The following is an 18,625-nucleotide window of genomic DNA, read 5'->3' on the forward strand; positions in this document are numbered from 1 at the left end:
GGCGCAGGTCTCAGTACAGCGCGTTGGCGAGGTTGCGCCGCCCGGCCACGACCTCGGGGTCGGCCGGGTCGAACAGCTCGAACAACTCGATCAGCCGCGTGCGCACCTTACCGCGCTCGTCTCCGGAGGTACGCCGCACCAGGGCGGTCAGTCGCTGGAACGCCCCGGCGACGTCCTGGTTCAGGATCTGCACGTCGGCCGCGGCGAACGCGGCGTCGATGTCCTCGGGCACGGCGTCGGCAACCAGGACGGCGTCCGGTCGCTGCGCGGTGGCGCGGGTGAGGAAGTCGATCTGGCGGATGGCGCCCTTGGCTTCGACGCTGCCCGGGTTGGCGTCCAGGATCGCCTGGTAGGACGCTTTGGCCGCGGCGAAATCGCCGGCTTCCAATTCCGCGCGGGCCTGGGCCAGCGCCGGGTCGACCTGCGCCGGCTCTCCCACAGTTCCCGGCCCCCGCAACTTACCCGCGGTCGCGTCCAGCAGCTTGTCGATCCAGCTGCGCAACTGATCCGCCGGCTGCGGACCCTGGAAACTCGAAATCGGTTGCGCCGCGGCCAGAGCCACCACCGTCGGGACCGCTTGCACCCCGAACACCCGGGCCATCCCGGGCGCGGCGTCGACGTTGGCCGCAGCCAGCGCCCACTTGCCGTTGTCCGCGGCGGCCAGACCCGCCAGCGTCTCGAGCAACTCGACGCAGACCTCGCTGCGCGGTGACCACAGCAGCACCACGACGGGGACTTCGTCGGACCGGTTGATCACCTCGTCTTCAAAGTTGGCCTCGGTGACCTGAATGACCGCTACGTCACCGGGGTCGCTTCGGTCGCCGGACTGCGGAGCGGCGGAGGGGGTCGCCGCCTTCTGTTGCGCGCGTTGCTTGAGACCGGACAGGTCGACCGCACCGGCCAACGCTGGCCCGATCGAGGGCCGTGGACGTGTCACGCCGTCAAGTCTGTCACGCCGCTTCGCACCACCGACGGCGCCCTCCGGGGCTTTCGGGAGCTCATATGACAAATCTCACAGAAACTGTAAAGGTGTCGGATCGGTGGTCCGCCAGCAAACTCGTCGGCGCGCTAGCCGGCCCGCAGGATCAGCGCGTCGCCCTGGCCGCCGGCACCACACAGTGCTGCCACCCCGTAGCCCGATCCGCGGCGGGCCAGCTCCAGCGCCACGTGCAGCGTGATGCGTGCCCCGGACATCCCGATCGGGTGTCCGACGGCGATCGCACCGCCGTTGACGTTGACCTTCTCCGGGTCGATCCCCAGCTCCTGTGTGGAGGCCAGGGCCACCGCGGCGAAGGCCTCGTTGATTTCCACGACGTCGAGATCCTCGACCGAGATACCCTCGCGGTCCAGCGCCTTCTTGATGGCGTTGGCGGGCTGGGACTGCAGGGTCGAGTCCGGTCCGGCGACCACGCCGTGCGCACCGATCTCGACCAGCCAGGACAACCCGAGTTCCTGGGCTTTTGCCTTGTTCATCACCACGACCGCGGCCGCGCCGTCGGAGATCTGCGACGCGGATCCCGCGGTGATCGTGCCGTCCTTGCGGAACGCCGGTTTGAGGCCGGCGAGCGAGTCGGCGGTGGTGTTCGCGCGGATGCCCTCATCCTCGGCGAACTGCAGCGGATCACCCTTGCGCTGCGGGATTTCCACCGGTACGACCTCCTCGGCGAACACACCGTCCTTCCAGGCCGCGGCCGCTTTCTGGTGGGACTGCGCCGCGTATTCGTCCTGCTGCTGACGGGTGAACTTGTCGACGTCGTTGCGCTGCTCGGTCAGCGCACCCATCGGCTGATCGGTGAACACGTCGTGCAGCCCGTCGTAGGCCATGTGGTCGCGCACCGTGACGTCGCCGTACTTGTAGCCCGATCGGCTGTCCATCAGCAGGTGCGGCGCCCTGGTCATGGACTCCTGACCACCGGCGACCACGACATCGAACTCACCGGCACGAATGAGCTGGTCGGCCAGGGCGATCGCGTCGATCCCGGACAAACACATCTTGTTGATCGTCAGCGACGGCACGTCCCAGCCGATACCGGCGGCCACCGCAGCCTGCCGCGCGGGCATCTGCCCGGCCCCGGCGGTCAAGACCTGGCCCATGATCACGTACTGGACCGCGGAAGCCGGCACGTTCGCCTTCTCCAGGGCACCTTTGATCGCGATGGCACCCAGATCGCTGCCGCTGAAATCCTTCAGCGACCCCATCAACTTGCCGATAGGTGTCCGCGCTCCAGCAACGATCACCGACGTCGTCATGAATCCTCCTCAGCGCACACCGAAGGGCTGGCCGCGCCAACCCGGAAGTGTGGTTTTGTCTCTATGAGGTTACCTTTAGGAGATGACGACCGATCAAGTTGACGCCCGTCAGAGTCTGGCTACCTCACTGGTTACCGGCCTCGATCACGTCGGCATCGCAGTCGCCGACCTCGACGCCGCCATCGAGTGGTACAACGACCACCTGGGCATGATCCTGGTGCACGAGGAAATCAACGACGACCAGGGCATTCGTGAGGCGATGCTGGCCGTGCCCGGCACCAGCGCACAGATCCAGCTGATGGCCCCGCTCGACGAGACCTCGGTGATCGCGAAGTTCATCGACAAGCGCGGCCCCGGCATCCAGCAGCTGGCCTGCCGGATCAGGGACCTCGACGCGATGTGCGAGCAGCTGCGGGCCCAGGGCGTGCGCCTGGTCTACGACGCGCCCCGGCGCGGCACCGCAAACTCCCGGATCAACTTCATCCACCCCAAGGACGCCGGTGGGGTGTTGATCGAGTTGGTGGAGCCGGCCGAGCGCTAGGACCACTTGCGGGTCGGCCCGCGGTTGGCCCGATTGGTCCAGCACGGCGTGTGCCAATGCCTCCGGTCTTCCACCGCAGCTGGTGAGTCAGCTGGCCACACCACCACATGTGCTGTGCCGGAACGTATTTCGTGATCACATCCGGGACAGCGATAGGTCTTGACGGCCCGCGCCGCGGCGATCGGGCGCACCTCGTACTCGTAGCCGTCCGGCCCGGTCTCCAGCCGGCGCGGCGCCAGCGACGGCGCCCTAAGTGGCGGTTTGCGGCGCCGCGTCATCAGAACAGCCGATACTCGTCGCTGTCCATACCCCGCATCTTGTCGTAATCCAATGTCAGACAACGGATCCCACGATCAATGGCCAGGGTGCGGGCCTGCGGCTTGATCTGCTGGGCGGCGAACACCCCCTGCACGGGAGCCAGCACGCTGTCGCGGTTCAGCAGTTCCAGATAACGGGTGAGCTGCTCCACACCGTCGATCTCGCCGCGGCGCTTGATCTCCACCGCGACCGAGCCGCCCTTCTCGTCCCGGCACAGCAGGTCCACCGGGCCGATCGCGGTCATGTACTCGCGACGCACCAACGTATAGCCCTCGCCGAGTAGCTGGACGTGCTCAGCGAGCAGCGCCTGCAGGTGAGCTTCGACGCCGTCCTTGACCAGTCCCGGATCGATGCCCAGCTCGTGGCTGGAGTCGTGTTCGATCGCCTCGACGGTAATGCGCAACTGCTCACCGGACTTGTTCGTCACCACCCACACCGGCCCCGGCTCCTCGCTCAGCCAGCACGGCGGGCTCATCCAGTTGAGCGGCTTGTAGGCACGATCGTCGGCGTGCACGCTGACCGAGCCGTCGGCCTTGAACAACAGCAGCCGTCGCGCGGACGGCAGGTGTGCGGTGAGCCGGCCGATGTAGTCCACGGTGCACTGGGCGATGACGAGACGCACCCGACCACCTTAGAGCCTGCCCGCGAAACCCGAGCGAGCCTGCAACGTCTCGACAAACTAGGCTGGCGCCACGATGCCGTCCAAGCCGACCTTTGCCCAGCGGTTGGGCCGCTTGCTGGAGAAGCTGACCCGGCAGAGCGGACGACCGGATACCCCCGCGTACGGCTCCTGGCTGCTCGGACGTGTCGCAGAAGACCCGCACCGCCGACGGGTCCGCATCCAGGTGATCATGACCGTCCTCATTCTGGGGGCGAATCTGATCGGCATCGCCGTCGCCGTGTTGCTGGTGACCGTCGCCGTGCCGGTGCCGAGCATTTTCGACGACGCACCGATCTGGCTCACGTTCATCGTCAACCCGAGCTACATCGTCGTCGCACTGGCGGTAGGCACTTACGGGATCACCCGCGGCACCGTGGAGTCGTTGCGCTGGGCGATCGAGGACCGCGCACCCACCGAGAAGGATGAACGCAACACCTTCATGGCCCCGTGGCGTGTCGCGGTCGGCCATCTGATCTTGTGGGGCATCGGCACCGCACTGCTGACCATCCTCTACGGGATCGCCAACACCATGTTCGTCCCGAGATTCCTGGTGGCGGTTGGCTTTTGCGGGCTGTTGGTGACCACCAGCAGCTATCTGCTCACCGAGTTCGCCCTGCGGCCGGTTGCCGCAAAAGCACTCGAGGCCGGACCCCCGCCCCGGCGACTGTCCTCGGGCATCATGGGACGCACCATCCTGGTGTGGCTGCTCGGTTCGGGTGTGCCCGTCGTCGGCATCGGCCTGATGGCGGTCTTCGAGATGGTGCTGCGCAACCTGACTCAGACCCAGTTCGCGGTCGGAGTGCTGATCATCTCGACGGTCACGCTGATCTTCGGTTTCACGTTGATGTGGATCCTGGCGTGGCTGACGGCCACCCCGGTGCGGGTGGTGCGATCAGCGCTCAGGCGCGTCGAGCAGGGCGACCTGCGCGGCGACCTGGTTGTGTTCGACGGCACCGAGCTCGGTGAGCTGCAGCGGGGATTCAACACGATGGTCGACGGGCTGCGCGAGCGCGAGCGGGTGCGCGATCTGTTCGGTCGCCACGTCGGGCGTGAAGTGGCGTTGGCCGCCGAACGCGAAAAACCCAAGCTCGGCGGCGAGGAACGCCACGTCGCCGTCGTCTTCATCGACATCGTCGGCTCGACGCAGTTGGTGAGCAAACGCCCGCCCGCTGAGGTCGTGCAGATGCTGAACGGGTTCTTCACGATCGTCGTCGAGGAGGTCGACGCACACTGCGGCCTGGTCAACAAATTCGAGGGCGACGCCTCGCTGGCGATCTTCGGAGCCCCGAATCATCTCGATTCCCCCGAGGACTCGGCGCTGGCCGCGGCCCGGTCGATCGCCGACCGGCTGGCCAAGGAAATGCCCGAATGCAAAGCGGGTATCGGCGTGGCGGCCGGGCAGGTGGTCGCCGGCAATGTCGGCGCCAAGGAGCGCTTCGAGTACACGGTGATCGGCGAGCCGGTCAACGAGGCCGCACGGCTGTGCGAGTTGGCGAAATCCAAACCGGGACGGTTGCTGGCGTCGGCGCAGACGGTGGAAGACGCCAGCGAGGAAGAGCAGGCGCGGTGGACGCTGGGCAGACACGTCAAACTGCGTGGCCACGATCACCGCACCCGGCTGGCCTCGCCCGCTGAGCCGGCTGAACCCGCAAAGCAGGCTGAACAAAAGAAGTAGTGCTGCCGCTGTACGGCGCAGGCAGTTGCGGCGCCGACGGTTGCGGTAGTGGGCGCAAGCGCCAGGTATACGCCCTTGCAGTGTTTGCTGACGCGAGTAGCCTGTGCCCATGGACAGCGCCGGCTGGATAATCTGCGGGGTGCTGGCATCCCTCGTTCTGCTGGGCGCGAGGGCCGCGATCAGCGCCCTGCGAGATCCACGCAGCGACGACTGGGACGCCGGGCGCCGCTCCCGGCGCAACGACGGCGACGGAGGTTGCGGCGGTGGCGGCGACGGTTGCAGCGGCGACAGCGGTTGCGGGGGCGGGTGCGGCGGCGGGGACTGATCCGCTGCACCCTGATGTCGTTTTTCCGCCAGTCATGTCGGCCCGACGGTGTAACTGTTGAAGGGTGCACGACGATTTCGAACGCTGCTATCGGGCGGTCCAGGCCAAGGACGCCCGGTTCGACGGCTGGTTCGTCATCGCGGTGCTGACCACCCGGATCTACTGCCGGCCCAGCTGCCCGGTGCCGCCGCCACTGGCCCGCAACGTGCGGTTCCTCCCGACGGCGGCGGCCGCCCAGCGCGAAGGCTTCCGAGCCTGTAAGCGGTGTCGTCCGGACGCTTCCCCGGGTTCGCCGGAGTGGAACGTGCGCGGCGACGTCGTGGCGCGGGCGATGCGACTCATCGCCGACGGCACGGTGGACCGCGAAGGCGTCACCGGACTGGCCATCCGCCTCGGTTACACCACCCGGCAGCTGGAGCGGTTGCTGCAGGCTGAGGTGGGCGCCGGCCCGCTCGCCCTGGCCCGCGCCCAACGGATGCAGGCCGCCCGGGTGCTGATCGAGACCACGAACCTGCCCTTCGGCGACGTCGCGTTTGCCGCCGGATTTTCCAGCATCCGGCAGTTCAACGACACGGTGCGACTGACGTGCGACAGCACGCCGACGGCGCTGCGCGCCCGGGCGGCGGGGCGTCGTCCAGCGCTCCCCACCGCCGGAACGCTCACATTGCGCCTTCCGGCCCGCACCCCGTTCGCCTACGAGGGCGTGTTCGGCCACCTGGCGGCCACCGCGGTGCCGGGGTGCGAGGAGGTCCGCGCCGGCTCGCTGCGTCGGACGTTGCGACTCGCCCACGGCAACGGTGTGGTGACCTTGACACCTGCCCCCGACCACGTCCGCTGCCTGCTGGTGCTGGATGACTTTCGCGACCTGGCCAGCGCCACTGCCAGGTGCCGACGGCTGCTGGACCTCGACGCCGATCCCGAAGCGGTGGTCGAAGCGCTGAGCAGCGACCCGGAGTTGGCCGCAGCGGTTGCCAAGGCGCCGGGACAACGCATCCCGCGCACGGTCGACGAGTCCGAACTGGCAATTCGGACGGTGCTCGGGCAGCAGGTATCGACCAAAGCCGCCCGCACCCACGCCGCACGGTTGGTGGCGGCCTACGGCGACCCGGTGCAGGATCCCGCCGGCGGGTTGACCCACACCTTCCCGTCCGTCGAGCAACTCGCCGACATCGACCCAGTCCATCTGGCCGTGCCGCAAACGCGGCGCCGGACGGTGACCGGACTGATCGACGCGTTGGCCGCGGGCCGTGTCATCCTCGACCCCGGCTGCGACTGGGCCCGCGCGCGACGACGACTGCTCGATCTGCCCGGTATCGGTCCGTGGACTGCGGAGGTGATCGCCATGCGCGGCCTGGGTGATCCCGACGCCTTTCCGGCCAGCGACCTCGGCTTGCGGACGGCAGCCAGAACACTGGGACTGCCCGAGCAGGAGCGGGCCCTGGTGGCCCACAGCGCACGCTGGCGGCCGTGGCGCTCCTATGCCACCCAGCATCTGTGGACCACGCTCGAACATCCGGTCAATGTGTGGCCGCTTCAGGACTCGCCGCCCCGGAATTCGTCGTCCCAGAATTCGTCAAAGGAAATCGCATGATCGTCTATCGCACTATCGAGAGCCCGATCGGCCCGCTGACGCTGGCCGGCCGGGACGGGGTGCTGACCAATCTGCGCATGGTGGACCAGACGTATGAGCCCAGTCGCGCCGATTGGCATCTGGACGACAGCGCGTTCGATGACGCGGTCAAACAGTTGGATGCCTATTTCACCGGCGACCTCAGCGATTTCGATGTCGAGATGGAATTGTGCGGCACCGAATTCCAGCGCCGGGTCTGGACGGCATTGACCACGATTCCCTACGGCGAAACCCGGTCCTATGGGGAAATCGCTCGGCAGATCGGCGCTCCCGGCGCCGCGCGTGCGGTCGGGCTGGCCAACGGCCACAATCCGATCGCCGTCATCGTGCCGTGCCATCGGGTCATCGGAGCCGGCGGGAAGTTGACCGGGTACGGCGGTGGACTCGACCGCAAGCAGACGCTGCTCGAATTGGAGCGCCGGCGGGTGCCGGCCGAGCCGACACTGTTCGACTGAGCCGCCCCGGGAACCGGGCGGCCGAAAGTCTCAACCGCACGGCGAACTCTACGGCCATTCCGCGCGCTGGCGATACGCTCCCAGATATCCATGGTGAACCATTTCCGGAAATACAAAAACACCCCCAAATGAATGGGGGTGTTTTTGTGTATGTTCGGCGGTGTCCTACTTTTCCACCCGAAAAGGGCAGTATCATCGGCGCTGACAGGCTTAGCTTCCGGGTTCGGGATGGGACCGGGCGTTTCCCTGTCGCTGTGGCCGCCGTAACTCTATTTAATTCGCACGTGCAAGTTGTGTTGATGGGGGGTGTGGTGTCCACGGCAATCAAGCCGGGGAACAGATAGTGGTTGCGATTGGTTGTGTTGGTAAGTTTTCGGCCGGTTAGTGCCAGTTCCCTGCACTCATTACTGAGCTTCCAGGTCTGGCCTATCAATCCAGTGGTCTGCTGGGGGCCTTATCCCTCCTAGAGGGTGAGAAACCTGATCTTGGAGAAGGTTTCCCGCTTAGATGCTTTCAGCGGTTATCCTGTCCGAACGTAGCTATCCAGCAGTGCTCCTGGTGGAACAACTGGTGCACTAGAGGTTCGTCCGTCCCGGTCCTCTCGTACTAGGGACAGGTTTCCTCAAGTTTCTGACGCGCGCGGCGGATAGAGACCGAACTGTCTCACGACGTTCTAAACCCAGCTCGCGTGCCGCTTTAATGGGCGAACAGCCCAACCCTTGGGACCTGCTCCAGCCCCAGGATGCGACGAGCCGACATCGAGGTGCCAAACCATCCCGTCGATATGGACTCTTGGGGAAGATCAGCCTGTTATCCCCGGGGTACCTTTTATCCGTTGAGCGACACCCCTTCCACTCAGAGGTGCCGGATCACTAATCCCGACTTTCGTCCCTGCTTGACTTGTAAGTCTCGCAGTCAAGCTCCCTTGTGCATTTACACTCAACACCTGATTGCCGTCCAGGTTGAGGGAACCTTTGGGCGCCTCCGTTACATTTTAGGAGGCAACCGCCCCAGTTAAACTACCCACCAGGCACTGTCCGTGAACCGGATATACGGTTCGACGTTAGGTGTCCAATACGATCAGAGTGGTATTTCAACAACGACTCCGCCCTAACTAGCGTTAGAGTTTCACAGTCTCCCACCTATCCTACACAAACCGTACCGAACAACAATACCAAGCTATAGTGAAGGTCCCGGGGTCTTTTCGTCCTGCCGCGCGTAACGAGCATCTTTACTCGTAGTGCAATTTCGCCGAGTCTATGGTTGAGACAGTTGAGAAGTCGTTACGCCATTCGTGCAGGTCGGAACTTACCCGACAAGGAATTTCGCTACCTTAGGATGGTTATAGTTACCACCGCCGTTTACTGGGGCTTAAATTCTCCGCTTCACCCTTACGAGTTAACGGGTCCTCTTAACCTTCCAGCACCGGGCAGGCGTCAGTCCGTATACATCGTCTTGCGACTTCGCACGGACCTGTGTTTTTAGTAAACAGTCGCTTCTCACTGGTTTCTGCGACCGGTTTCCGCTCCCACCGCAAGGGTGTTCACGGCATGCCGGTCCCCCTTCTCCCGAAGTTACGGGGGTATTTTGCCGAGTTCCTTAACCATAGTTATCTCGTACGCCTTGGTATTCTCTACCTGACCACCTGTGTTGGTTTGGGGTACGGGCCGTGTGTGAACTCGCTAGAGGCTTTTCTTGGCAGCAGAGGATCACCGAATTCGCCTCAATCGGCTATGCGTCACCTCTCAGGATTAATGAGCGACGGATTTGCCTATCGCTCTCCCTACGGGCTTGCCCCAGTATTACCACTGACTGGTACGGCTACCTTCCTGCGTCACCCCTTCGCTTGACTACTACCAACCGGGGTCCCACGCAGCCGGTCACCGTCGCACCCCGAAGGGATTGATCAGCGACCATTTGGGTGGTTAGCACAATTGATTCATCACGGGCGCGCACACACGGGTACGGGAATATCAACCCGTTGTCCATCGACTACGCCTGTCGGCCTCGCCTTAGGTCCCGACTCACCCTGGGCGGACTGGCCTGGCCCAGGAACCCTTGGTCTTTCGGCGGGCAAGGTTCTCACTTGCCTATTCGCTACTCATGCCTGCATTCTCACTCCCCCACCCTCCACCACCCGTTACCAGATGGCTTCGCTGAATGAGGGACGCTCCCCTACCCACACCTACAAAAGTAGATGTGCCGCGGCTTCGGCGGTGTGCTTGAGCCCCGCTACATTATCGGCGCACAATCACTTGACCAGTGAGCTATTACGCACTCTTTCAAGGGTGGCTGCTTCTAAGCCAACCTCCTGGTTGTCTCTGCGACTGCACATCCTTTTCCACTTAGCACACGCTTTGGGGCCTTAGCCGGCGATCTGGGCTGTTTCCCTTTCGACGTACGGAGCTTATCCCCCGCCGTCTCACTGCCACGCTTGACACCACGGCATTCGGAGTTTGGCTGACGTCAGTAACCTAGTAGGGCCCATCGGCCATCCAGTAGCTCTACCTCCGTGGTGAACCACGCAACGCTGCACCTAAATGCATTTCGGGGAGAACCAGCTATCACGGAGTTTGATTGGCCTTTCACCCCTACCCACAGCTCATCCCCTCAGTCTTCAACCTAAGTGGGTTCGGGCCTCCACGCGGTCTTACCCGCGCTTCACCCTGGCCATGGGTAGATCACTCCGCTTCGGGTCCAGAACATGCCACTACACCCCTTACGGGGATGCGCCCTATTCAGACTCGCTTTCGCTGCGGCTACCCCACACGGGTTAACCTTGCGACATGTCCCTGACTCGCAGGCTCATTCTTCAAAAGGCACGCCATCACCCCACAAGGAGGCTCTGACGGATTGTAGGCGCACGGTTTCAGGTACTCTTTCACTCCCCTCCCGGGGTACTTTTCACCATTCCCTCACGGTACTAATCCGCTATCGGTCATCGAGAAGTATTTAGGCTTACCGGGTGGTCCCGGCAGATTCACAGCAAATTCCACGGGCTCGCTGCTACTCGGGAGATTGATCAAGGCAGGTGCCAAGTTTTCGCGTACCGGGCTCTCACCGTCTATGGCAGACCATCCCAGGCCACTTCCGCTAACTACGACACTTTCTGACTGCCTCCTGGTCAGGTAGAACCAAGAAGATCATTCCCACAACCCCGCACACACAACCCCTACCCGGTATCACATGCATACGGTTTAGCCATTTTCCGCGTTCGCTCGCCACTACTAGCGGAATCACAATTGTTTTCTTTTCCTACGGGTACTGAGATGTTTCACTTCCCCGCGTTCCCCCCCGTACCCTATATATTCAGGTACGGGTAACACGACATCACTCGTGCTGGGTTTCCCCATTCGGAAATCCTCGGATCAAAGCTCGGTTGACAGCTCCCCGAGGCATATCGCAGCCTCCCACGTCCTTCATCGGCTCTCGATGCCAAGGCATCCACCATGCGCCCTTAGACACTTACAAACACTACAAAACCAAGAATAAAATTGCACAAAAGAACACGCCACCGTGAACGGCGACGTCTTCGTTTGATGCTCGCAACCACTATCCAATTCTCAAACACCACACCCCACCACCAAGATGGTGGGACAACAGCCGGGTGATACCCCGAGTGTTGCCTCAGGACCCAATAGTGTGTCTGGCTTGCTTGTTGTTGTGCACCCGAGTCCCGTCCACTACAGACGAGAACCCCTCACGGCTCGCACCCCACCAATTGGAGTGCTTTTCGTGGTGCTCCTTAGAAAGGAGGTGATCCAGCCGCACCTTCCGGTACGGCTACCTTGTTACGACTTCGTCCCAATCGCCGATCCCACCTTCGACAGCTCCCTCCCAAAGGGTTAGGCCACTGGCTTCGGGTGTTACCGACTTTCATGACGTGACGGGCGGTGTGTACAAGGCCCGGGAACGTATTCACCGCAGCGTTGCTGATCTGCGATTACTAGCGACTCCGACTTCACGGGGTCGAGTTGCAGACCCCGATCCGAACTGAGACCGGCTTTAAAAGGATTCGCTTAACCTCGCGGCATCGCAGCCCTTTGTACCGGCCATTGTAGCATGTGTGAAGCCCTGGACATAAGGGGCATGATGACTTGACGTCATCCCCACCTTCCTCCGAGTTGACCCCGGCAGTCTCTCACGAGTCCCCGGCATTACCCGCTGGCAACATGAGACAAGGGTTGCGCTCGTTGCGGGACTTAACCCAACATCTCACGACACGAGCTGACGACAGCCATGCACCACCTGCACACAGGCCACAAGGGAACCGACATCTCTGCCGGCGTCCTGTGCATGTCAAACCCAGGTAAGGTTCTTCGCGTTGCATCGAATTAATCCACATGCTCCGCCGCTTGTGCGGGCCCCCGTCAATTCCTTTGAGTTTTAGCCTTGCGGCCGTACTCCCCAGGCGGGGTACTTAATGCGTTAGCTACGGCACGGATCCCAAGGAAGGAAACCCACACCTAGTACCCACCGTTTACGGCGTGGACTACCAGGGTATCTAATCCTGTTCGCTCCCCACGCTTTCGCTCCTCAGCGTCAGTTACTGCCCAGAGACCCGCCTTCGCCACCGGTGTTCCTCCTGATATCTGCGCATTCCACCGCTACACCAGGAATTCCAGTCTCCCCTGCAGTACTCAAGTCTGCCCGTATCGCTCGCACGCTCACAGTTAAGCCGTGAGATTTCACGAACAACGCGACAAACCACCTACGAGCTCTTTACGCCCAGTAATTCCGGACAACGCTCGCACCCTACGTATTACCGCGGCTGCTGGCACGTAGTTGGCCGGTGCTTCTTCTCCACCTACCGTCAATCCGGGAAAACCCGAACCTTCGTCGATGGTGAAAGAGGTTTACAACCCGAAGGCCGTCATCCCCCACGCGGCGTCGCTGCATCAGGCTTGCGCCCATTGTGCAATATTCCCCACTGCTGCCTCCCGTAGGAGTCTGGGCCGTATCTCAGTCCCAGTGTGGCCGGACACCCTCTCAGGCCGGCTACCCGTCGTCGCCTTGGTAGGCCGTCACCCCACCAACAAGCTGATAGGCCGCGGGCCCATCCCACACCGCAAAAGCTTTCCACCACAGGACATGCATCCCGTGGTCCTATCCGGTATTAGACCCAGTTTCCCAGGCTTATCCCGATGTGCAGGGCAGATCACCCACGTGTTACTCACCCGTTCGCCACTCGAGTACCCCGAAGGGCCTTTCCGTTCGACTTGCATGTGTTAAGCACGCCGCCAGCGTTCGTCCTGAGCCAGGATCAAACTCTCCAAACAAAAACTCCTCGGAAACCGAGGTGAATTCACAATCAGAGAAAATCTGACCTAACAAAAAGACACCATGAACTGGCATCTGAAAAAACGACTACACCCACACACGGGGGGTGCGGAATGTAGTCAAAAAACAACAACAAACAAAAACACCAAACACACTATTGAGTTCTCAAACAACACTTTTTACTGCATGTTCTGCCCGATTCGGGGCAACCCTGCCAGCTTAATACACATCCGGCTGGAGAGTCAAGCCCTGGTTTCGATCATCTTTTGGGAGGTGATCTCGCCGTTGGGCGTGAACGTTGGCTACTGTACCCGCTCGATCTCTGCTCCCAAAATCGCCAGGTTCTCGACGAATAACGGGTAGCCGCGATCGATGTGAAACACGTCGTGGACCTCGGTATCCCCGTCTGCCACAAGGCCGGCCAGCACCAGGCCCGCGCCGGCCCGGATGTCCGAGCACCACACCGGAGCACTGGACAGTTGGGGCAGCCCGCGCACCACGGCGTGGTGCCCGTCGGTGCGGGCGTCCGCCCCGAGTCGGATCATCTCTTCGACGAACCGGAACCGCGCCTCGAAGACGTTCTCCGTGATCATCGAGGTGCCGTCGGCGATCGAGGCCAGCGCGATCGCCATCGGCTGCAGGTCGGTCGGGAAGCCGGGAAAGGGCAACGTCGCGACGTTGACCGCCTTCGGCCTCTCGTACTGCGCGATACGGAAACTGCTGTCGGTCTGGGTGACCGTCGCGCCCGCATCATGCAACTTGTGCAGCACCAACTGCAGATGGGACGGATCTATTCCCGTCACCGTGATGTCGCCGCGGGTCATCGCGGCGGCGATCCCCCAGGTGGCCGCCACGATCCGGTCACCGATGACTCGGTGCTCGGTCGGATGCAGCCGGGGCACCCCGGTGATGGTCATGGTCGGCGAACCGGCGCCTTCGACTTGCGCGCCCATCTGGTTCAACATCGTGCACAGGTCCACCACGTCGGGTTCGCGTGCCGCGTTGTGGATGGTGGTGACGCCTTCGGCCACCACAGCGGCCATCAGGATGTTCTCGGTCGCCCCGACCGAGGGAAATTCGAGCTGAATCTCCGCGCCCCGCAGCGTATCTGCTTGTGCGACAACACATCCGTGCTCGATGTTGCACTGCGCGCCGAGTTGGCGCAGGCCCGCCTGGTGCATGTCCAGGGGGCGCGACCCGATCGCGTCTCCGCCCGGCAGCGCGACTCTGGCCTTTTTGCACCGGCCCACCAGCGGTCCCAGCACGCAGACCGAGGCCCGGAACTGACGGACCGCCGCGAAGTCCGCGTCGTACTTCGGTTCGTCCGGTGAGGTGATCCGCGCGACGTCGCCGTCGAGTTCGACGGTGGCACCCAGGCCCCGTAACACTTCGGCCATCAGCGGCACGTCCAGGATGTCCGGGCAGTTGGTGATGGTGCTGGTGCCTTCGGCCAGCAGGGCGGCGGCCATCAGCTTGAGCACGCTGTTCTTGGCGCCTCCGACGGCGACTTCACCCGACAACCGGTTGCCGCCGGTCACCACGAATCGCTCCGCCACCGGGTCAGTCTAGTGAAGGGGTATGCCCCTTGTCAGTCGGCCGACCCGGCCAGCCCGGTACGGTTTGGCCCATGGCAGTCCATCTGACCCGCATATATACCCGCACCGGCGACGACGGCACGACGGGATTGAGCGATTTCTCACGGGTCGCCAAGACCGATGCGCGGCTGGTCGCCTACGCCGACTGTGACGAAGCCAACGCCGCGATCGGTGTCGCGGTGGCGGTGGGTGCGCCCGACCAGCAGCTGGGCGATGTGCTGCGGCAGATCCAGAACGACCTGTTCGACGCCGGCGCCGACCTGTCGACTCCGGTGGTGGACAACCCGAAGTATCCGCCGCTGCGCATCACCCAGGCCTACATCGACCGGCTCGAAAGTTGGTGCGACAGCTACAACGAGGGCCTGCCGGCCCTGAATTCCTTTGTGCTGCCGGGCGGTTCACCGCTGTCGGCGTTACTGCACGTCGCCCGGACGGTCGCCCGGCGCGCCGAGCGGTCGGCGTGGGCAGCGGTGAATGCTCATCCCGACGATGTCAGCGTCCTACCGGCGAAGTACCTGAACCGGCTCTCGGATCTGCTGTTCATCCTGTCGCGGGTGGCCAACCCGGGCGGCGACGTCCTATGGCGTCCGGGCGGCGGCCAGGGTGGCGAACAGCAGTAACGGCGCCGGCCAGGGTCAGGCGTCGCGGCGACGCGCACGCGGCGACGGCCGGGACTCCAGCCACGACTGAAATGCCGTCAAAGCACCTCTGTCCAAGGCGATTTCGTAACCCAGCCGACGCTCCTGGGTAGTATCGCGCAGCTCCAGCACCACGATCTCGTCGGACATGATGTCGAATTCGTCGCCGCGTGGGGCTCGTCGGGCAACCACTTCCACACCGCGTCTGCTCAACCGACGGTCCGGCCACAGCCGCAAACTGGACAACCGGTAGAACGCGGCTTCGCCACCGCGGTAACGGATCACCCCGTGGCGCCAACCGTGCCCGCCCGCTGCCGGGATGTCCCGCATGATGGCCGCGGTGCCGCCCTGACGCAGTTTCCACAGCCGGAAACTCAAAGCCAGGACGGCCGTCCCCAGCAGGACGACGAGCACGACCATGCCGACCATGGGCGCGCTCATCGTGTGGGTCAGTCGATCGCGCCGATGGCGCGCAATCTGGCGCGCCCCCTGGCGGCCGTTTGGGGATCGTCTGATTCCGAATCCTGTCTGGCGGCGCTCTCGTCGATGTCTTTCTCGAACTCCGCCGATTCGGCCAGGACGCTGACGCCGTCCTCGGTCACGGTCAGGAAGCCACCGTCCACCGCAATCCGCAGGTCGTCTTCGCCTTCCCGTTCCACCCGGACCATGGCGTCGTCGACCAGTTGCGCCACCAACGGAATGTGGTGCGGCAGGATGCCGATCTCGCCGACGGTGGTGCGGGTGAACAGGAACGTCGCCTCGCCCGACCAGATCTCTCGGTCGACAGCGACGATCTGAACGTTCAGATCCGCCATGTCACACCACCTTTCGAGTTGGCCGTTGCACGATCACAGCTTGACGTCGAACTTCTCGGCCTTCTTGGCCAGGTCCTCGAGTCCGCCGATCAGGAAGAAGGCCTGCTCGGGCACGTGGTCGAAATCGCCCTTGGTCAGCTTGTCGAAGGCCTCGATGGTCTCCTTCACCGGCACCGTCGAACCCGGCTGTCCGGTGAACTGCTCGGCAGCCATCATGTTCTGCGAGAGGAACCGCTCGATACGCCGGGCCCGGTTGACCAGCTGCTTGTCTTCCTCGGAGAGCTCGTCGACACCGAGGATGGCGATGATGTCCTGAAGGTCCTTGTAACGCTGCAGGATTCGAATCACTTCTTGGGCCACGCGGTAGTGCTCGTCGCCCACCACGCTGGGGTCCAGGATGGTCGAGCTGGAGGCCAGCGGGTCCACCGCCGGGAAGATGCCCTTGGAGAAGACCGAACGCGACAACTCCGTGGTGGCGTCCAGGTGGGCGAAGGTGGTCGCCGGCGCCGGGTCGGTGTAGTCGTCGGCGGGCACGTACACCGCCTGCATGGACGTGATGGACTTGCCTCGGGTCGAGGTGATGCGCTCCTGCAGCTCGCCCATTTCGTCAGCCAGGGTGGGCTGGTATCCCACCGCGGACGGCATCCGACCGAGCAGCGTGGACACCTCCGAACCGGCCTGGGTGAACCGGAAGATGTTGTCGATGAACAGCAGCACGTCCTGACCGGCCTCGTCACGGAACCACTCGGCCATGGTGAGAGCGGACAGCGCCACCCGCATACGGGTGCCGGGCGGCTCGTCCATCTGACCGAACACCAGCGCGGTGTCCTTGAGGACGTCGGCTTCCTGGAGCTCGACCCACAGGTCGTTACCCTCGCGGGTCCGCTCCCCCACCCCGGCGAAAACCGAAGTGCCACCGAAGTTTCGGGCAATACGGTTGATCATCTCCTGGATCAGAACCGTCTTGCCCACGCCGGCACCGCCGAACAGTGCGATCTTGCCGCCGCGCACGTACGGGGTGAGCAGGTCGACCACTTTCAGGCCGGTCTCGAGCATCTCGGTGCGCGGTTCGAGGTCCTCGAAGGACGGTGGCTTGCGGTGAATCGACCAGTGGTCGAAGTCTTCTCCGTACCCCTCCTCGTCCAGGCAGACGCCGAGGGCGTTGAAGACGTGACCCTTGACTTCCTCACCGACCGGCACCGAGATCGACTTGCCGGTGTCGGTGACGTCGACGCCGCGCACCAGGCCGTCGGTGGGTTGCATCGAAATGGTGCGCACCAGGTTGTCCCCCAGGTGCTGGGCCACCTCGAGGGTGAGCGTCTTCTTCATCGCCTCGTACTCGATGTCGGCGTGCAGCGCGTTGAAGAGCTCCGGGACCGAACCGCGCGGGAATTCGACGTCGACCACAGGACCGGTGATCCGGACCACGCGTCCGTTGGTGTCGGAGCCGCCCGACTTGGTGTCGTTCTTTTCGTCTGTTGCGGTCATAACTTCTATCGCTTCCTCGTGGGGGCTTACTTGGCGGCGTCGGCGAGCGCGTTTGCGCCACCGACGATTTCGCTGATCTCTTGGGTGATCTGGGCCTGCCGCTCGCGGTTCGCCTGCAGCGTCAGGTCCTTGATCAGGTCGTCGGCATTGTCGGTGGCCGACTTCATCGCACGTTGTCGCGAAGCGAGCTCGGAGGCCGCCGATTCCAGCAGCGCCGCGTACACCCGAGTGGTCAGGTACCGCGGCAGCAGCGCGTCGAACAGCGTCGTGGCGTCGGGCTCGAAGGTGTACAGCGTGTGCGGTTCGTCGTCGTCATCTTCGACGTATTCCACCACCAACGGCGCAATCCGGTGTGCCGCAGCCTGTTGCGACATCATCGACTTGAATTCCGAATAGACGATGTGCAATTCGTCGACGCCTTGCACGTCACTGTCGATGTCGGAATCGTCGTCGTCACCGGCGCCTTTCATGAAGGCGTCCACCAGCGTGTCGCCGATCTCGGCGGCATTCTCGTACTGCGGCTGCTCGGAGAAGCCCGTCCAGGAAGCCTTGATGTCCCAGTTGCGGAACGAGTAGTAGTTCTGCGCTTTCCGGCCGACCGTGTACAGGATCGGCTCCTTACCTTCTTCCCGGAGCAGCGAGAACAGTTCCTCGGAGCGACGGAAGATGCTGGAGTTGTAGGCGCCGCACAGTCCGCGGTCCGACGACAACACCAACACGCCGGCCCGCTTCGGGTTCTCCCGCTCGACCAACAGCGGGTGGTCCAGCGCGGCTTCGGCGGACAGCGTGAGCAGCGTCGTGGTGATCTGGAACGCATAGGGCCGTGCGGCCTGCAGCCGGGTCTGCGCCTTGCCGATGCGCGACGTGGCGATCAGTTCCTGGGCCTTGGTGATCTTCTTGATCGACCCGGCCGAGCGGATCCGGCCACGTAGTTCACGAAGAGTGGCAGCCATG

15 protein-coding genes and 3 rRNA genes are annotated in these 18,625 nt (G+C 63.5%); 6 read left to right on the forward strand and 12 right to left on the reverse strand.

Annotation, left to right across the window (positions count from 1 at the left end; genetic code table 11):
- Positions 1-10: 10 nt before the first annotated feature.
- Together AC5Y3Z_RS16675 and AC5Y3Z_RS16680 are read right to left on the reverse strand one after the other, a co-directional pair.
- A complete protein-coding gene (locus AC5Y3Z_RS16675; protein ID WP_463826600.1) occupies positions 11-937 on the reverse strand; it encodes a tetratricopeptide repeat protein in 927 nt (308 codons plus the stop codon).
- Between the two features lie 131 nt (positions 938-1,068).
- Positions 1,069-2,250: an acetyl-CoA C-acetyltransferase gene (locus tag AC5Y3Z_RS16680; RefSeq protein WP_463826601.1), complete on the reverse strand. Its 1,182-nt coding sequence runs from the start codon at positions 2,248-2,250 to the stop codon at positions 1,069-1,071.
- Between the two features lie 82 nt (positions 2,251-2,332).
- On the opposite strand from AC5Y3Z_RS16680, the gene mce reads away from it, so the two are divergent.
- On the forward strand, positions 2,333-2,791 hold the full coding sequence (gene mce / locus AC5Y3Z_RS16685; protein ID WP_463826602.1) for a methylmalonyl-CoA epimerase: 459 nt from the start codon (positions 2,333-2,335) through the stop codon (positions 2,789-2,791).
- Here mce and AC5Y3Z_RS16690 read toward each other — a convergent pair.
- Both AC5Y3Z_RS16690 and nucS read right to left on the reverse strand, forming a co-directional pair.
- Positions 2,788-3,069: an Rv1322 family protein gene (locus tag AC5Y3Z_RS16690; protein ID WP_463826603.1), complete on the reverse strand. Its 282-nt coding sequence runs from the start codon at positions 3,067-3,069 to the stop codon at positions 2,788-2,790. The genes mce and AC5Y3Z_RS16690 overlap by 4 nt on opposite strands.
- On the reverse strand, positions 3,069-3,731 hold the full coding sequence (gene nucS, locus AC5Y3Z_RS16695) for an endonuclease NucS (protein ID WP_463826604.1): 663 nt from the start codon (positions 3,729-3,731) through the stop codon (positions 3,069-3,071). Before nucS ends, AC5Y3Z_RS16690 begins: the two co-directional genes overlap by 1 nt.
- Positions 3,732-3,804: 73 nt before the next feature.
- Between nucS and AC5Y3Z_RS16700 the strand changes: the two genes are divergently transcribed.
- From AC5Y3Z_RS16700 to AC5Y3Z_RS16715, 4 genes are all read left to right on the forward strand, one after another.
- Positions 3,805-5,445, forward strand: coding sequence for an adenylate/guanylate cyclase domain-containing protein (locus tag AC5Y3Z_RS16700; RefSeq protein WP_463826605.1), 1,641 nt, complete (start codon positions 3,805-3,807; stop codon positions 5,443-5,445).
- Between the two features lie 109 nt (positions 5,446-5,554).
- Complete coding sequence (locus AC5Y3Z_RS16705; protein ID WP_463826606.1) at positions 5,555-5,770, forward strand: hypothetical protein; 216 nt, start codon at positions 5,555-5,557, stop codon at positions 5,768-5,770.
- A gap of 64 nt (positions 5,771-5,834) precedes the next feature.
- A complete protein-coding gene (locus tag AC5Y3Z_RS16710; RefSeq protein WP_463826607.1) occupies positions 5,835-7,361 on the forward strand; it encodes an AlkA N-terminal domain-containing protein in 1,527 nt (508 codons plus the stop codon).
- Entirely contained in the window at positions 7,358-7,855 is a 498-nt protein-coding gene (locus AC5Y3Z_RS16715) for a methylated-DNA--[protein]-cysteine S-methyltransferase (protein ID WP_463826608.1), read from the forward strand. Before AC5Y3Z_RS16710 ends, AC5Y3Z_RS16715 begins: the two co-directional genes overlap by 4 nt.
- Before the next feature lie 152 nt (positions 7,856-8,007).
- Here the strand turns inward: AC5Y3Z_RS16715 and rrf are convergent.
- The 4 genes from rrf to murA form a co-directional block, all read right to left on the reverse strand.
- A 5S ribosomal RNA gene (gene rrf, locus AC5Y3Z_RS16720) occupies positions 8,008-8,121 on the reverse strand.
- Between the two features lie 95 nt (positions 8,122-8,216).
- Positions 8,217-11,326: ribosomal RNA gene (locus tag AC5Y3Z_RS16725) — 23S ribosomal RNA — on the reverse strand.
- Between the two features lie 278 nt (positions 11,327-11,604).
- A 16S ribosomal RNA gene (locus AC5Y3Z_RS16730) occupies positions 11,605-13,134 on the reverse strand.
- The 16S, 23S and 5S rRNA genes sit together here, the layout of an rRNA operon.
- A 303-nt stretch (positions 13,135-13,437) precedes the next feature.
- A complete protein-coding gene (murA, locus tag AC5Y3Z_RS16735) occupies positions 13,438-14,691 on the reverse strand; it encodes a UDP-N-acetylglucosamine 1-carboxyvinyltransferase (protein ID WP_463826609.1) in 1,254 nt (417 codons plus the stop codon).
- A 71-nt stretch (positions 14,692-14,762) separates the two neighbouring features.
- On the opposite strand from murA, the gene AC5Y3Z_RS16740 reads away from it, so the two are divergent.
- On the forward strand, positions 14,763-15,350 hold the full coding sequence (locus tag AC5Y3Z_RS16740) for a cob(I)yrinic acid a,c-diamide adenosyltransferase (protein WP_463826610.1): 588 nt from the start codon (positions 14,763-14,765) through the stop codon (positions 15,348-15,350).
- Positions 15,351-15,365: 15 nt separating this feature from the next.
- Here AC5Y3Z_RS16740 and AC5Y3Z_RS16745 read toward each other — a convergent pair whose 3' ends face one another.
- The 4 genes from AC5Y3Z_RS16745 to AC5Y3Z_RS16760 are packed head-to-tail and all read right to left on the reverse strand — an operon-like array spanning position 15,366 to position 18,624.
- Positions 15,366-15,809: a DUF2550 domain-containing protein gene (locus AC5Y3Z_RS16745; RefSeq protein ID WP_463826611.1), complete on the reverse strand. Its 444-nt coding sequence runs from the start codon at positions 15,807-15,809 to the stop codon at positions 15,366-15,368.
- An 8-nt stretch (positions 15,810-15,817) separates the two neighbouring features.
- A complete protein-coding gene (locus tag AC5Y3Z_RS16750; RefSeq protein WP_463826612.1) occupies positions 15,818-16,183 on the reverse strand; it encodes a F0F1 ATP synthase subunit epsilon in 366 nt (121 codons plus the stop codon).
- Between the two features lie 33 nt (positions 16,184-16,216).
- Positions 16,217-17,671 (reverse strand): F0F1 ATP synthase subunit beta, encoded by a 1,455-nt coding sequence (gene atpD, locus AC5Y3Z_RS16755; RefSeq protein ID WP_463826613.1) that lies wholly within the window; start codon positions 17,669-17,671, stop codon positions 16,217-16,219.
- Between the two features lie 26 nt (positions 17,672-17,697).
- The gene (locus AC5Y3Z_RS16760; protein WP_463826614.1) at positions 17,698-18,624 is read right to left on the reverse strand and encodes a F0F1 ATP synthase subunit gamma; all 927 of its coding nucleotides are present in this window, start codon (positions 18,622-18,624) and stop codon (positions 17,698-17,700) included.
- Position 18,625: the final 1 nt, after the last annotated feature.

Source organism: Mycobacterium sp. NGS61 (genome assembly GCF_059812325.1).

What these genes read in the sequence shown, in the direction of transcription:
- AC5Y3Z_RS16680 (WP_463826601.1), bottom strand. Translation starts at nt 2,250, where the DNA reads ATGACGACGTCGGTGATCGTTGCTGGAGCGCGGACACCTATCGGCAAG.
- mce (WP_463826602.1), top strand. Translation starts at nt 2,333, where the DNA reads ATGACGACCGATCAAGTTGACGCCCGTCAGAGTCTGGCTACCTCACTG.
- AC5Y3Z_RS16690 (WP_463826603.1), bottom strand. Translation starts at nt 3,069, where the DNA reads ATGACGCGGCGCCGCAAACCGCCACTTAGGGCGCCGTCGCTGGCGCCG.
- AC5Y3Z_RS16700 (WP_463826605.1), top strand. Translation starts at nt 3,805, where the DNA reads ATGCCGTCCAAGCCGACCTTTGCCCAGCGGTTGGGCCGCTTGCTGGAG.
- AC5Y3Z_RS16705 (WP_463826606.1), top strand. Translation starts at nt 5,555, where the DNA reads ATGGACAGCGCCGGCTGGATAATCTGCGGGGTGCTGGCATCCCTCGTT.
- AC5Y3Z_RS16715 (WP_463826608.1), top strand. Translation starts at nt 7,358, where the DNA reads ATGATCGTCTATCGCACTATCGAGAGCCCGATCGGCCCGCTGACGCTG.
- AC5Y3Z_RS16740 (WP_463826610.1), top strand. Translation starts at nt 14,763, where the DNA reads ATGGCAGTCCATCTGACCCGCATATATACCCGCACCGGCGACGACGGC.
- AC5Y3Z_RS16745 (WP_463826611.1), bottom strand. Translation starts at nt 15,809, where the DNA reads ATGAGCGCGCCCATGGTCGGCATGGTCGTGCTCGTCGTCCTGCTGGGG.
- AC5Y3Z_RS16750 (WP_463826612.1), bottom strand. Translation starts at nt 16,183, where the DNA reads ATGGCGGATCTGAACGTTCAGATCGTCGCTGTCGACCGAGAGATCTGG.
- atpD (WP_463826613.1), bottom strand. Translation starts at nt 17,671, where the DNA reads ATGACCGCAACAGACGAAAAGAACGACACCAAGTCGGGCGGCTCCGAC.
- AC5Y3Z_RS16760 (WP_463826614.1), bottom strand. Translation starts at nt 18,624, where the DNA reads ATGGCTGCCACTCTTCGTGAACTACGTGGCCGGATCCGCTCGGCCGGG.